The sequence below is a fragment of the Rhizobium sullae genome, assembly GCF_900169785.1.
Classification (GTDB): Bacteria; Pseudomonadota; Alphaproteobacteria; order Rhizobiales; family Rhizobiaceae; genus Rhizobium; species Rhizobium sullae.
On record NZ_FWER01000095.1, the window covers coordinates 1 to 13,157 of the forward strand.

14 protein-coding genes are annotated in these 13,157 nt (G+C 59.4%); 7 read left to right on the top strand and 7 right to left on the bottom strand.

Features of this window, described 5'->3' with window-relative positions:
* Nucleotides 1-447 precede the first annotated feature (447 nt).
* Nucleotides 448-1,860: a MocR-like pyridoxine biosynthesis transcription factor PdxR gene (gene pdxR, locus BN1800_RS37520; RefSeq protein ID WP_087005731.1), complete on the bottom strand. Its 1,413-nt coding sequence runs from the start codon at nucleotides 1,858-1,860 to the stop codon at nucleotides 448-450.
* A 117-nt stretch (nucleotides 1,861-1,977) separates the two neighbouring features.
* Between pdxR and BN1800_RS37525 the strand changes: the two genes are divergently transcribed.
* From BN1800_RS37525 to BN1800_RS37540, 4 genes are all read left to right on the top strand, one after another.
* Complete coding sequence (locus BN1800_RS37525; RefSeq protein ID WP_087005703.1) at nucleotides 1,978-2,391, top strand: cupin domain-containing protein; 414 nt, start codon at nucleotides 1,978-1,980, stop codon at nucleotides 2,389-2,391.
* Between the two features lie 19 nt (nucleotides 2,392-2,410).
* A complete protein-coding gene (locus tag BN1800_RS37530) occupies nucleotides 2,411-2,866 on the top strand; it encodes a carboxymuconolactone decarboxylase family protein (RefSeq protein ID WP_087005706.1) in 456 nt (151 codons plus the stop codon).
* A gap of 48 nt (nucleotides 2,867-2,914) precedes the next feature.
* Complete coding sequence (locus BN1800_RS37535; protein ID WP_087005709.1) at nucleotides 2,915-3,832, top strand: NAD-dependent epimerase/dehydratase family protein; 918 nt, start codon at nucleotides 2,915-2,917, stop codon at nucleotides 3,830-3,832.
* Nucleotides 3,833-4,279: 447 nt separating this feature from the next.
* Nucleotides 4,280-4,489 (top strand): hypothetical protein, encoded by a 210-nt coding sequence (locus BN1800_RS37540; RefSeq protein WP_027510308.1) that lies wholly within the window; start codon nucleotides 4,280-4,282, stop codon nucleotides 4,487-4,489.
* 386 nt (nucleotides 4,490-4,875) lie between these two features.
* Here the strand turns inward: BN1800_RS37540 and BN1800_RS37545 are convergent, their stop codons facing one another.
* Genes BN1800_RS37545 through BN1800_RS37565 form a run of 5 tightly spaced genes read right to left on the bottom strand, consistent with a single transcriptional unit; the run spans nucleotide 4,876 to nucleotide 9,984 of the window.
* Entirely contained in the window at nucleotides 4,876-5,613 is a 738-nt protein-coding gene (locus BN1800_RS37545) for an ABC transporter ATP-binding protein (protein WP_087005712.1), read from the bottom strand.
* A complete protein-coding gene (locus tag BN1800_RS37550; RefSeq protein WP_087005715.1) occupies nucleotides 5,610-6,455 on the bottom strand; it encodes an ABC transporter ATP-binding protein in 846 nt (281 codons plus the stop codon). The genes BN1800_RS37545 and BN1800_RS37550 overlap by 4 nt, the downstream gene beginning before the upstream one ends.
* Complete coding sequence (locus tag BN1800_RS37555; protein WP_027510311.1) at nucleotides 6,442-7,344, bottom strand: ABC transporter permease; 903 nt, start codon at nucleotides 7,342-7,344, stop codon at nucleotides 6,442-6,444. Before BN1800_RS37555 ends, BN1800_RS37550 begins: the two co-directional genes overlap by 14 nt.
* Nucleotides 7,341-8,369, bottom strand: coding sequence for an ABC transporter permease (locus tag BN1800_RS37560; protein ID WP_027510312.1), 1,029 nt, complete (start codon nucleotides 8,367-8,369; stop codon nucleotides 7,341-7,343). The genes BN1800_RS37555 and BN1800_RS37560 overlap by 4 nt, the downstream gene beginning before the upstream one ends.
* A 19-nt stretch (nucleotides 8,370-8,388) precedes the next feature.
* Nucleotides 8,389-9,984, bottom strand: a complete 1,596-nt coding sequence (locus BN1800_RS37565) for an ABC transporter substrate-binding protein (RefSeq protein ID WP_087005719.1) — start codon at nucleotides 9,982-9,984, stop codon at nucleotides 8,389-8,391.
* Between the two features lie 140 nt (nucleotides 9,985-10,124).
* On the opposite strand from BN1800_RS37565, the gene BN1800_RS37570 reads away from it, so the two are divergent.
* From BN1800_RS37570 to kdgD, 3 genes are all read left to right on the top strand, one after another.
* The gene (locus tag BN1800_RS37570) at nucleotides 10,125-10,826 is read left to right on the top strand and encodes a FadR/GntR family transcriptional regulator (protein ID WP_087005722.1); all 702 of its coding nucleotides are present in this window, start codon (nucleotides 10,125-10,127) and stop codon (nucleotides 10,824-10,826) included.
* Nucleotides 10,827-10,898: 72 nt separating this feature from the next.
* Entirely contained in the window at nucleotides 10,899-11,879 is a 981-nt protein-coding gene (locus tag BN1800_RS37575; protein WP_087005725.1) for a mannonate dehydratase, read from the top strand.
* A 46-nt stretch (nucleotides 11,880-11,925) separates the two neighbouring features.
* Entirely contained in the window at nucleotides 11,926-12,849 is a 924-nt protein-coding gene (gene kdgD / locus BN1800_RS37580) for a 5-dehydro-4-deoxyglucarate dehydratase (protein WP_027510316.1), read from the top strand.
* A gap of 13 nt (nucleotides 12,850-12,862) precedes the next feature.
* On the opposite strand, the gene BN1800_RS42060 is transcribed toward kdgD, so the two are convergent.
* On the bottom strand, nucleotides 12,863-13,157 hold a 295-nt coding region (locus BN1800_RS42060), incomplete at its 5' end, for a hypothetical protein (RefSeq protein ID WP_210191317.1).

Here is a 13,157-nt window from a genome sequence, read left to right on the forward strand (position 1 = left end):
AGCCCAGCCGTTCCTTCATCGGAACGACCATAGGACGTTCTTCATATGTTCCGCAAGCGCCGGCGGATGCCGGACCGGCTCGGTAAGCCGGGTCGGCCTTGGTACAGTTTTCAACATGATGCCGCTTCACCTCGATCCGCGCATCACCCATCGCGGCGGGTCACCCTCGATCGGCAGTCGCGGCTCTAGGCGCGCGGAGCCGAAGGGATTGCTCGGTCACTGGAAAGGTCGGTTCGCGGCCAAGAGGGTGAACAGCTTTCAAAGCGTCACCATACTGCTGCGCGACAGCGGCGCCACCGGCGAACTTCTGAAATTCAGGGGCATGCATGCAGACGTCGATCGTCGATGCTTAATCCGGCATGTTTGCACGCAGAGCCGGATGGGCTTTCCCGAACTGTGCTTCGACCAATTTGGCGCTGGCTCGCCCCTTCCGCGCGCATCAGGGATTCAGCTGAACCGCCGGATGATATCGACCAAGCGGTCGCAGGATCTTGCGAGTACCTTTGTAGGTGATGTCGCAACACCCAACAAGAGTCCCGACCGGCTGCGCTCCGCAGAGGCATACCAGGCAGAGAGAGGAACCGGAAACATGCCGAAAGCCAGTAGTTCGCGCGCAATGGTGAGATCCGCGGCGCCATTGGGCAGTCGTAGCAGGACGGCCAAGCCCGTCGCCACGAGGTCATCGGCGCCAAAGTGGGGCTGAAGCTCAGCCAGCAAATCTTCCTGTTTAGCGACATAAGCGCGCTTCAAACGGCGGAGGTGACGCAGATAATGGCCTTCCCTCATGAATTCCGCGGTCGCGAGCTGCACCGAAGGCCCCGGGGGTGGGGCGAGACACGCTGCAACCTCGGCAAAGCGAGCCATCAGGTCGATCGGCGCAACGATAAATCCGAGGCGAAGTGTGGGGCTGATCGTCTTGCTGAACGAGCCTATATGAATGACCCGTCCGGCGCGATCGAGCGATGCCAGCGCCGGCGCAGCCCGGCCTGCCAGCTGCAGTTCACTCAGATAGTCGTCCTCTATGACCCAAGCCCCGCTTGCGGCGGCCCAGCCGAGCAATCGGAGACGCCGTTCGAGTGATAATGTCGATCCGAGCGGCGCCTGCTGCCCGGGCGTCACGACCACCAATTTTGCGTCGGGGGCGTGGCGCAGTCCATGGTCGATGTCGATGCCATCAGCATCGACAGGGATTGGCGAGAGAGAGAGTCGCGCGAGTTCGAGGCCCTTGCGGGTAAACGGAAAGCCCGGATCTTCCATCCAGGCTTTCTGCCCTTCAACGCCGAGCACCCGAAGCGCGAGCCCCAGCCCGGCGGCATATCCGCCGGTGACGATGATCTGCGACGGTGAGCAGTCGATGCCGCGGGCGACGGCGAGGTAGCCTGCTATCTCTCGCCTTAGCTCGAGCTCGCCGCGCGGATCCGGATAGTTGGGGGCCGCGCTCGCTTCAACACGGATTGCATTTGCGCGGATGCGCGCGAACAGCGTTGCCGGAAAGGTCTCCGTTGCCGGGACGCCCATCTGGAAGAAGGCGGGCCCCTGGGTCATCTCCTGATAAATCTCCAGGAACGATCCAGGATGTGGCGGCTGCTCGCTCTTCACCACTGGGCGAGGTCGCGGGGCGACTCGGGTTCCGGCCGCGCGGGACGCAATGATCAATTGGGCTGCGTCCAGCTTCTCATAGGCTGTCCGCACAGTACCCCGCGCGACGCCGAGCTGGGCGGCAAGGTCCTGCCAGGAGGGCAAACGGGCGCCGGGCTCGAGCACGCCGCTTTCGATCGCGGACGCAATTCCGCTTCGGATCTGCTCGGCGAGCGGCTTCTTGGCAGAACGGTCGACGTTCAGGTTCAGGGGCTTCGTCATCCCATCGTAGTACAGCATTCTTTTGCATTCTTGGTGCTTTTTTTTGGCCCTACGGAAGGGCATCTTCTTCCCAGCCCATCACACGGGCATCATCCGTGCGGCAAGAGGAGAAAGCCCATGAAGATCCGAACCATCATCACCGCTACCTTCGTCGCCTTCTCGATGGCCGTCCCCGTCTCCGCCCATGATGGCGAAGCCGAAACCGTCGCGATGAACTTCGAGGCGGCCATTCCCAATATCCCTGGCAAGTCGCTGATCGCCGTGGAAGTCGACTACGCACCGGGCGCGGCCTCACCATCCCACACCCACGCGAAGTCGTCGTTCATCTACGCCTATGTGATCTCGGGCGCGATCGAGTCGAAGGTGAATGACGGCGAGACACGCATCTATCGGGCAGGCGAGAGCTGGTCCGAACCGCCGAACGCGCTCCATTCGATCAGCCGCAATGCGAGCAAGACCGAGCCGGCGAAGCTGCTCGCTGTCTTTGTCCTCGACACTAATGAAAAAGCGCTGACCACGCCCGTCAAATAACCTTGAAAGGAAGAACAACGTGACCAAACGACTCGACTATAATCAGATCGCTCCAAACGGCGCCAAGGCCCTCGGTGGGGTCTATGGATATGTCATGCAGAGCGGCCTGCCCGCTGAGCTGGTGGAGCTTGTCTATCTGCGCGTCTCGCAGATCAACAACTGCGCCTATTGCCTCGATATGCACACCCGCGATCTCACGAAGAAGGGCGTGCCGATCGAGAAGCTTGCCTTGGTTCAGGCGTGGGAGGAAGGCGGCAACCTCTTCAGCGAGACCGAGCGCGCTGCTTTGGCCTGGGCTGAGACAGTAACGCGTGTGGCCCAAACCGGCGTGCCGGATGAAACATACCAGGCGGCACGCGAGGTTTTCGGCGAGAAGGAACTGGTCGACCTCACAATCGCGATCAGCTTGATGAACGCCTTCAACCGCATGGCGATAAGCTTCCGTAACACGCCCCAGGCGGCAATCGCAAAGTAACTGAAGCGCACCGCATCGTGACGCTCACCCTTCGAAGGAGTTCTTCTTATGAAAATCTTTGTAGCTGGCGCCACCGGTGCGGTGGGCCTTCCTCTGGTACGCGCCCTGCGTACGCTGGGTCACGAGGTTACGGGAATGACGCGGCGCGGACCGGGTGTCGATCGCCTGCGGGAAGTTGGTGCTTCCGCCTCCACCGCCGATGCCTTCGACCGCCAGGCGGTCCACGATGCGATTGCGGGTACCGCGCCGGATGTGGTCATCGACCAGCTTACATACCTGCCTGCGGATCCCGCCGACATCATCAAGGCCATGCCAAAGGACACGCAGCTCCATAAAGAAGGTGGCGCCAATCTGCTCGCTGCGGCGGAGGAGTTGGGTGTCGCTCGCTATATCATGCAATCGCGTGGCTTCTTTCTCGAAGCTCCGTCGGAGCAACTCGCTGACGAGACGGCCCAACTCCGCGATGATGCCCCCGGCCCGATCGGCGAGAGCACGCGCGTGATCCGCGCCTATGAAGAGGAAGTCTTGGGCTCGACGGCGCTACAGGGTATCGTGCTGCGTTATGGTTTCTTCTACGGTCCAGGCACCTGGTATCGTCCGGACGGCGCGATCGCCGATCAGCTTCGAAACGGGAAGGCGGCGATCATCGGCGATGGCGCGGCGGTCTGGTCCTTCGTCCATATAGACGACGCGGTGGCGGCGACCGTCGCGGCGATCACCGCTGAACCCGGAACGTACAATGTCGTGGATGATGATCCCCTGCCCGTGTCCGAATGGATGCCGGCATTCGCCCGCTGGGTCTACGCACCCGAGCCGCCTCGAATGAGCGTGCCGGACGCGTTGGCGGTCGCCGGCGAGGAAGCTGTCTTCTATCACACGAGACTGACGGGAGCGTCCAACGCCCGGGCCAAGGCAAAGCTCGGCTTTAAGCCGCGCCGGTTGCTCTGGGCGGACAGCGTGCGCTGATCGCGCGCATCAACTGGACATCAGCGATGGGCTCTGCCCGCAGTCCCGTCGCCTAATTCGGTTCAAATTGGGCGACTTCACCGTTGTCACACCCGACAGGTCTTGCGGTTGCAGGATCAGGAATTGCCCAATGTGCGCCGTCGCAATTGCGGGTCGTCGACGGCACCCAACGGCGATTTGAGTGAAAGGGCACCATGACCGATCCTATTGCTAAGCTCTCTTGGGACGATCTTCGCATCATACGCGCGGTTAGCAAGAATGGAGCTGTCTCCAGTGCGGCCGAAGTGCTGGGCGTCAACAGCGTCCCATCAGAGCGTATAGTGTCCCAAGCGCGACGATGTGCTTTGGTTCGAGCATCCGTCGTCAGACCGTACCATTTCGGACAAACAGCAACACCGGTTGATTTCGAGAGTATCCTCTTCGTTTACGCACCGATGGAGAAAAAAAGTGTCACATCACTTCGCATTTGAAACGACGGTCGTCACCTCGGAAGGCCTGGTATTGCTGGAACACGTTCTTGAACGCTGGTGTCAGGAACGAGGGCTAGACATCACGAGTCCAAAAGCCAAGGTGGCTGCAAGAGAGCTCGTCGACCTCTTCAAATTTGGTGTTCGAAAAGAGAAAGAGCTCGACTATTTGCTGCGCCACACGCACTAGCCAGCAGGCCAAGTTGGAGCGGACAAACCTTGCGCGCCGTACGACGATCTTGCCATTTTGTACTGCCGAACGCGACGGTGCGACGGGCACGCGCGACGTCCATGCGCATTGATCCCGAAGCACCGTCAGCATGATGGTTCGGATCAATGATCTGAAACACAACCGATTCGATGAAGCAGGAGGGCGATAGTGGTGTTTGGCGAAGCGAGAATCCGCGAAATTGCCCCGTCGCCAAATTCAAGCGTTTACGATAGAGCCCTCATTTTCAGCCACATCAACTGTGATCGCCAAAATAGCGCGACCGGACAGCTACCTCGTCCGGCGTTCATAACGGCATCGAACATTCCAGGGAATTCGTACCGGCAAGCCTCCATGCATCGCATAGATCAAAGAAAACTTGCCTCAAAAAGATCGCGCGAATAGTCGGCATGCGTGACGCCTGATTCTAGATCGGCTTTCGTCAGCTCATCGACGAAAGCGCCCTCTTTCATGACAAGCACCCTGTCGCACATGTGCGCGATCACGGCGAGATCGTGGCTGACGAGCACATAGGTCAGCCCCTGCTCGTCGCGCTTGTCTGCAAGGAGATTGAGGATCTCGGCCTGAACGGAGACGTCGAGTGCCGAGGTCGGCTCGTCGAGCAGCAGGATCGGTGGCGAAAGGATGAGAGCTCGTGCAATAGCAACGCGCTGACGTTGGCCGCCCGACAGTTCATGGGGAAATCGGTTAGCAAAATCTTCCGGCAGTCCCACCTGCCGAAGAGCCTTGGGAACGGCAGACCAGCCATCGCGGCGTCCCATCGACCGGAGCGGCTCGGCAAGGGCCGTCCCGATGCGATGACGTGGATGAAGCGAGCCATAGGGGTCCTGAAACACCATTTGTGCGGTCTTCAGCTCATCGCGCAACCGGATCTTTCCGATGACTCTGCCGTCGAGTTCAATCGAACCCGTCCAGCCCTGCTCGATGCCGGCCAAGGATCGTAGGACTGTTGATTTGCCGCAGCCGGATTCGCCGACGATACCGAGCGTTTCACCCTTGCCGACTTCAAAGCTCACCTTTTTGACGACATGGTTGTGCGTCTTGCCCGCGCCATAGACAACATCGAGATTGCTGATCCTGATCACTCTGCCGCCTCCGTTTCGAGTGCCTTCCTGTCCAGCACCTTCAGCCGGCGGACAGGATTGCGGGGATCGGGAAGTGCTGCGATCAGGCCGCGCGTATAGGGATGCTGGGCGTCGTCGAGCCTGGTCAGCGTTTCGACAACACGGCCCGCATACATGACCAGGATCCGCTCGCAGAAAGCCGCGACCATGCGAATATCATGGCTGATGAGGATGAGACCGGAATTATTCTCCCGCACCAGCTCGTCGAGCAAAACGAGGACGTCCCTCCTGACACTGACATCGAGCGCCGAAGTGGGCTCGTCGGCAATGACCAGCTTCGGCTTGGCGAGCAGCATCATCGCAATCATCACCCGCTGACCCATGCCGCCGGATATCTGGTGCGGGTAGAGCGCCATGACACGGTCTGCGTCGCTGATCCTGACGCGCTGGAGCATTCTTCTCGCGCTTTCGAGCGCTTGAGCACGGCCGAGCCCGAGATGAAGCCTTGCTGCCTCCGCCACCTGCCTGCCGATCGTCAGCACCGGGTTCAGCGAATAGCGCGGATCTTGCATGATCAATGCCATCTCCTTGCCTCGGAGCGCACCCATCTGCCGTTCGGTCTTTTCAAGCAGCGGGCTGCCGGCAAGTTCGAAACGGTCCGCCGAGATCTCCGCGCTCGGAGAAAGAAGGCGCATGATCGCCCGGCCGGCCGTCGATTTTCCGGAACCGGATTCGCCCACGATTCCAAGCCGTTCCCGCCCCAGATCAAAGCTGACCTCTCTTACGGCCGGTATTAAGCTGCGCCCAAAGCGAACGGTCAGATTACGGACGGAAAGGATGGCTGAGGTTTCACGATCTTGCATGGCGCGGATCCAGGATGTCGCGAAGCGTGTCGCCGGCGATGTTGAAGGCAAGGCTCGTAAACAGAATGGCAATACCCGGCATGACGGCAACCCACCAGTAATCGAGCATGAACTTGCGGCCGCTTGATATCATCGCGCCCCATTCGGGCGCCGGCGGCTGGGCGCCAAGGCCCAGGAACCCGAGCGATGCCGCCGTCAGGATGATGCCTGCCATGTTGAGCGTCAGGCGCACGATCACCGATGGAACGCACATGGGTGCGATGTAGAGAAGCAGTATCCTCAACGAAGAAGCCCCATAGAGATGCGCTGCGGCGACGTAGTCGGTATTGCGGACGACAAGCGCTTCGGCTCGGGCAAGGCGCGCGATCGGCGGCCAGGCCGTGAGCGAGATTGCGATGATCGCCGTGTTCAACCCCGCGCCAAGGGCTGCGGCAAAAGCAAGTGCCAGGATCAGCGACGGAAATGAGAGGACAATATCGGTTGCGCGCATCAGGATCGCGTCCGTGCGGCCGCCGAAGAATCCTGCAACGATGCCGATGAGCAGGCCCACAGGGCCGACAATCACCGATATCGAGAGAACTGTCTGGATGGTGATCCTTGTCCCGTAGACAAGGCGGCTGAAGATGTCGCGCCCGAATTCGTCGGTTCCCGCAAGATGTGCGAGGCTGGGCGGCTGGAGGGCATCACCCAGCATCTGGACGTTCGGATCATAAGGGGCGAGCGCCGGGGCAATGATTGCGACGATGCACAGCGCGGCAAGAATGAGGAAGCCTACCAGTCCAAGCGGCTCGTCGGCCAGTTTATGTCCGGCGCGAGCAAGCGAGGCGGCAACGCGGGCCGAAAATCCCGGCCGCTTAACCTCGCTTTCGGAGTGAAGCACATCGGTCATTGCGTGGCCTCCCGGGTGCGCGGATCAAGCAGCGCATAGGCAATGTCGGCTGCAAAATTCAAGAACATGAAGATGAAGCCAACGATGATCGTCGCGGCCAGGATGGCATTCATGTCGCCAATCATCAGCGCATTTGTCATATATTGTCCAATCCCCGGCCATGAGAAGACGATCTCGGTCACGACGGCGCCTTCCAGAAGATTTCCATAGGAGATCGCAAGGACGGTAATCAGTTGCACGGCAATGTTCGGCAGCACATGACCGATCACCGTGTTCGCGGGCCCGACCCCTTTGGCACGCGCTGCAATGACGTAGTCCTGGTTAAGCTGTTCCAGCGTAAAGCTGCGGGTCATGCGGGTGATATATGCCATCGCGGCGTAAGCAAGGATGATGGCTGGCAGAATGATGTGCGAGAGCGCATTCCAGAAAATTTCGGGCTCGCCTTCAAGCAGGCTGTCCACCAACATCAAACCGGTCCGCGGCGTTACGATACCCTCGTAGTAGACATCGACCCTGCCCGGACCGCCGACCCAGTTAAGCCCGGCATAGAAAATCACCAGCCCGACGATACCGAACCAGAAGACCGGTATCGAGTGGCCGACAAGGGCGACGACCCGCGCCGTCTTGTCGATCCAGCTGTCGCGAAAAAGCGCTGCCGCAAGTCCAAGCGGCACGCCGATAAATGTCGAGATGATGACCGCCAGCGTGGCAAGCTCGAACGTTGCCGGAAATGCCTGAGCCAGATCCTTCGAAACGGGATTGCCCGTCAGGATTGCCGTTCCGAAATCACCCTGCAGCAGGCTCGCCAGATAAATGAAGAACTGCTGATAAAGCGGCAGATCAAGCCCCAGGCGCGTGCGCATCGCCGCGTAGGCGGCAGGGTCGGCAAGCTCGCCGACCACTGCGCCCACCGGGTCGGCGGGCATGACCCGGCCGATCACGAAGGTTACGCAAAGCAGTATGAACAGACTGATGATGAGTTGGAGGACGCGCTTTCCAAGCTCGTTTGCGGATAATTCCTTCATGATCGGCTGCCTGGCTCGGTTACTCGGTTTCGGCCTTGGTCACACCTTCGAGACGTGTCGTCATGTTCGGGTGGCCGATGTAGTTCTGGACGCGCGCGTTTTGAACAATCGGCTCATAGCGCTCGAAGAGCGGCAGCACCGCCGGCTTGAGGTCGACAAACATCTTCTGCATCTCGACATAGATCTCGCCGCGCTTCTTGGCGTCCGGCTCAAGCGAAGCCTTTGCGGTCAGCTTCGTCAGCTCCGGGATATCCCAGGCCGAGCGCCAAACGAAATTGCCGGCGTTGTTCGCCTCCTTCGAATTGTCCGGGTTGCTGGAGAACTGCTCCATGGAGCCAAGCACGTTCGGCATGTAGGCGCCCGTTTGCGGGATCAAGAGGTCGAAATCGCGGGCACGATGGGCCGCGATGATCTCCGATCCGTTACCCTGCTGGATATTGACCTTGATGCCGATCTGCGCAAACGAGGCCTGGATGGCCGTTGCAAGATCGATACGCGGCGTCTGCGCGATCGTCTTCAGGCTCAGCGAAAAGCCATCCTTGAACCCGGCCTCCGCCAGCAGCGACTTGGCCTTTTCGATGTCGAGATGCCAGTCGGGGCTTGGAATCGCGTACTCGTAATTCTCCGGCACCGGCACCGTACGCACTCTGCCGTAGGGCCCCATGATCGTCTTTTCGATGCCGGCATAGTCGATACCGTAGGCAATCGCCTCGCGGACTTTCGGATTTGCCAGGTATTGGTTGCCGGCATTCATGGACAGCACGTAGAACCCGCCGGTCGGTATGCGCTGGATCTTGAATCCCTGCTTGTCCTGGAAGGTCGCAAGGTCAGATGCACTCAATGCGCTTGCAATATCGATGTCGCCGCGCTCCAGCATCAGCCGCTCGACCTGGCTTTCGGGAACATGTCGGACAACGACGCGCCGCATCTTCGGCTCACCGCCGACATAATCCTTGTTGACGTCCAGGATGACGATCTCGTTGGGAGTCCAGCGATTGAGCGTAAACGGCCCCGAACCGGCAGAGTTCGTGCGCAGCCACGCGTTGCCATAGTCGTTATCCTTGACGTGCTTCTCAACCTCGACGCTGTCGACAATGCTCGTGGTCACCATGGCGAGGCGATAAAGAAGCAATTCCGGCGTAACCTCGCCCGAAAGATCAATTCGCACGGTATGTTCATCGGGCGCCGTCACCAGCTTTTCGACATTGTCGGCATTGTAGCCGACCCGCTTCAGGTTGGCCGCAGCCGCCTGGTTCATCTTGAGGAGACGCGTCAGCGAAAAAACCACATCCCTGGACGTCACCGGATTTCCGGAGGCAAACGCCGCCTCCCGGAGCTTGAACGTGATCCCTTTGTCATCGATCGCCCAGCTCTCCGCCAGTTGCGGAGCGATCTTTCCCTCCGGCGTTGCCAAGACCAGCCGGTCGTAGAGGTTACACATGATTTCATTGGCCTTGCCTTCCGTCGCCTGCTGCGGATCAAGCGACAGCACCTGGGCAAGCGACGTGCCGATGACGAGCTGGTCCTTCGGCGTTTCAGCGAAGGCGGCAGACGCAGTCAGCGCCAGAAAGCTAATGGCGGCTCCAACGAAGAGCTCCTTACGAAAAGGCTTCATTTCAATTCCTCCCTGGTCTACTATAGAAGACATATTATGTCATCGGTATGTCGTATTATGATTTATAGAACTTCCCACTGGTTGGCAAGGGCCGCCTTTGGGCATTTGCGACAGACACTGTGAGGGGTTGGAACAACAGAATGCGACGGACCCGGGAGCGACTTGCACAGCAGTTGATCGATCAAATGCGCGATCAGATCGAAACGGGAAAGCTCAAAGAGGGCGATCAGTTGCCCACCGAGCCGCAACTGGAGAGGACTTTCGGCGTAAGCCGCACGGTTGTTCGCGAAGCCATCGCCGATCTTCGCTCGGCCGGCTATGTCCGGCCGATCCAGGGAAAGGGCGTGTTCGTCAGCAATCCGCATGCACAAAAGGCATTTTCCTTAACGCCAGTTGAAGTTAAGAGTATCCCGGAAACCCTTGAATTGCTTGAGTTTCGCATGGCCACAGAAGGTGAAGCGGCAGCCATTGCCGCCTATAGAAGAACGGCCGAACAGGAGGCTGCGATCCGCACGGCCAACCGCAAAATGGCGCAGATGATCGAAGATGGCGCTCCCACGGTCGAAGCGGATTATGAGTTTCATATGGCAATCGCGGCCGCGACCAATAACCGCTTCTATGTTGACGTTTTGCGGCATTTCGGCCCTCGCGCCATCCCCAGAGGGCAGTTCCCGACGCTGCCCGAGGCCAATGATCGCGCCTATCTGAACAAGGTCCATGCGGAGCACGTCGAGATCCTCGACGCTATTGCAGATCAGGAGCCGGAGCGGGCGCGGCAGGCGATGCGAGCGCACCTGCTAGGGAGCCAGCGGCGCTACCGCATGTTGGCCGAACAGCAATAAGACCCCTCGACACCCTCGGAAATTCATATTATGTCATATGACATTGCTGTATTCGGGAGAGGTGTTCAAAACATGTATGCTGGAACTCAGGTCGCGGTTCGGGATGATGACGATTTCCGCGTTTTCGCACAGCTCGGACTGACGCACATCTGCTCCGACCCGGCTGGATCGCCCGCGAGTTGGACGCTTGATGACCTTAAGCGCCACCGCGACAAGATCGAAAGCTTCGGATTGATTCTCGATATGATCCAGTTGCCCCTCCCCTCGCGGCCGATCGAGAACGCGTCTTACCCTGACATTCTTCTCGCCGGGCCGAACCGGGATCGCCAGATCGATGCCGTCTGCAAGCTCATCGAGGATATGGCGGCTGCCGGCATCCCCTCGGCGAAATACAACCTCAACCTGATCGGCATTCCGCGCACGCCGATGGAGCCTGGCCGCGGCGGCTCGATGAACGAGGCCTTTCGCTGGGAGAAGACCGATCAGGAGGCGGTGCCGGGCCTCGCAGGCAAGCTTTCCGAGGAGGAAAACTGGGAGAGGATCGACTATTTCCTCGAGCGTGTGGTGCCGGTTGCCGAAAGCAACCGCGTGCGGCTTGCCTGCCATCCGCACGATCCTTACACGCCGCCCGGCTATCGCGGCGTCACCCGTGTCCTTGGAACGGTCGAGGGCCTGAAGAAGTTCGTGACCATGCGCCAAAGCCCCTATCACGGACTGAACTTCTGCCAAGGATCGATCGGTGAGATGCTTGAGAACCCGCGTGAGGAAATCGACGACATTATCCGCTGGTTCGGCACACGCGGAAAAATCTTCAACGTTCACTTCCGCAACATCAAGGGCGGAAAACTGTCCTTCATGGAGACCTTCCCCGACGAAGGCGACATGGACATGGTCCGCTCGGCGCGGATCTACAAGGAGGTCGGCTACCAATACATGCTGATGCCCGACCATGTCCCGACCATCAGCGGCAGGGATCCGTCCGGCGTCGCTTTCGCCTTCTGCTACGGCTATATCGCAGCGCTCGTCGAAGCGCTTGAGACCCAGTCGATTTAAGCCAGGCCACATCCTTTTCATCAAGAAACCCGAACAGGAATGAACAATGGATCCAATTGACCTCAAGAGAGCAGTGGGCAGCGGGCTGCTCTCCTTTCCCGTCACGCATTTTGATCAGGAACTCAAATTCGACGAGGACGCCTACCGCAAGCACATTGAATGGTTGGCCGGCTATGAGGCAGCCGCTCTTTTTGCCGCCGGCGGCACAGGGGAATTCTTTTCGCTCAATCCGCAGGAAATTCCTGCCGTCGTGACGGCCGCAAAAGTGTCGGCCGGAAAGACGCCAATCATTTCCGGCACCGGATACGGTACCTCGCTTGCGATCGACATTGCAAAAGCCGCGGAAAAAGCCGGCGCAGACGGTCTATTGCTGTTGCCGCCCTACCTGATGTTCAGCGAGCAGGACGGCCTCGTCAGCCATGTCAAAGCGGTCTGCAAATCGGTCGGCATCGGCGTCATCGTTTATAATCGTGACAACGCGGTGTTGACGGCCGATAGCATCGCTAGGATTTGCGATGAATGCCCTAACCTCATCGGCTTCAAGGACGGCGTGGGCGATGTCGACAAGGTGATCGAGATCACCACGAAACTCCAAGACCGTCTTGTCTATGTCGGCGGCATGCCGACGCATGAGGTCTATGCGCAAGCCTATTTTGCGGCCGGGGTCACCACCTATTCGTCTGCCGTCTTCAATTTCGTGCCCGCACTCGCCCAGCGTTTCTATCAGGCTCTTCGTTCAGGCAATCAGCCTGTCATCGACGAAATCCTGAAAGACTTCTTCTTTCCCTTTGTCGCGCTGCGCAATCGGAAGAGAGGTTACGCGGTTTCGATTATCAAAGCCGGCCTTCGGGTGCTTGGTCGGGAACCAGGCCCCGTCCGCCCGCCACTCATTGATCTCAGCCCTGAAGAAATGACGCTGCTCGAGCGTATCGTTCAGGCAAACGACATTGAGAAAATTGCAGCGGAATGAAGAGGCGGCAGGGCTAGGCGGTTCCCTCCCAACCGCCCTGAACCACCTCTTCTTGAACGGCCGCGCGGGCATAGTTCGACCCGCGCGGCCGTCTGCTAACCAGGCATATAGTGAATAGAATCTGATACCTAGTGTCCGCGCAGAAGCCTCGGTCCCGGTCGTGGAAGGGCGTTCCGGTCTTATGCCACCAATCCAGGCTTGCGCCGACCACGATGACGCGCAAGGGCAAATTGATCACACTCGCGCCGCAAACCCTTTCCTTCGGGTGATGGTAAGGCGCGGTCGGGAAGGCATCTTCCTGGCAACAT

Coding starts and splice junctions, on each gene's coding strand:
- BN1800_RS37525 (WP_087005703.1), top strand. CDS start 1,978: ATGAAGATCCGAACCATCATCACCGCTACCTTCGTCGCCTTCTCGATG.
- BN1800_RS37550 (WP_087005715.1), bottom strand. CDS start 6,455: ATGCAAGATCGTGAAACCTCAGCCATCCTTTCCGTCCGTAATCTGACC.
- BN1800_RS37575 (WP_087005725.1), top strand. CDS start 10,899: ATGTATGCTGGAACTCAGGTCGCGGTTCGGGATGATGACGATTTCCGC.
- BN1800_RS37570 (WP_087005722.1), top strand. CDS start 10,125: ATGCGACGGACCCGGGAGCGACTTGCACAGCAGTTGATCGATCAAATG.
- kdgD (WP_027510316.1), top strand. CDS start 11,926: ATGGATCCAATTGACCTCAAGAGAGCAGTGGGCAGCGGGCTGCTCTCC.
- pdxR (WP_087005731.1), bottom strand. CDS start 1,860: ATGACGAAGCCCCTGAACCTGAACGTCGACCGTTCTGCCAAGAAGCCG.
- BN1800_RS37555 (WP_027510311.1), bottom strand. CDS start 7,344: ATGACCGATGTGCTTCACTCCGAAAGCGAGGTTAAGCGGCCGGGATTT.
- BN1800_RS37560 (WP_027510312.1), bottom strand. CDS start 8,369: ATGAAGGAATTATCCGCAAACGAGCTTGGAAAGCGCGTCCTCCAACTC.
- BN1800_RS37535 (WP_087005709.1), top strand. CDS start 2,915: ATGAAAATCTTTGTAGCTGGCGCCACCGGTGCGGTGGGCCTTCCTCTG.
- BN1800_RS37565 (WP_087005719.1), bottom strand. CDS start 9,984: ATGAAGCCTTTTCGTAAGGAGCTCTTCGTTGGAGCCGCCATTAGCTTT.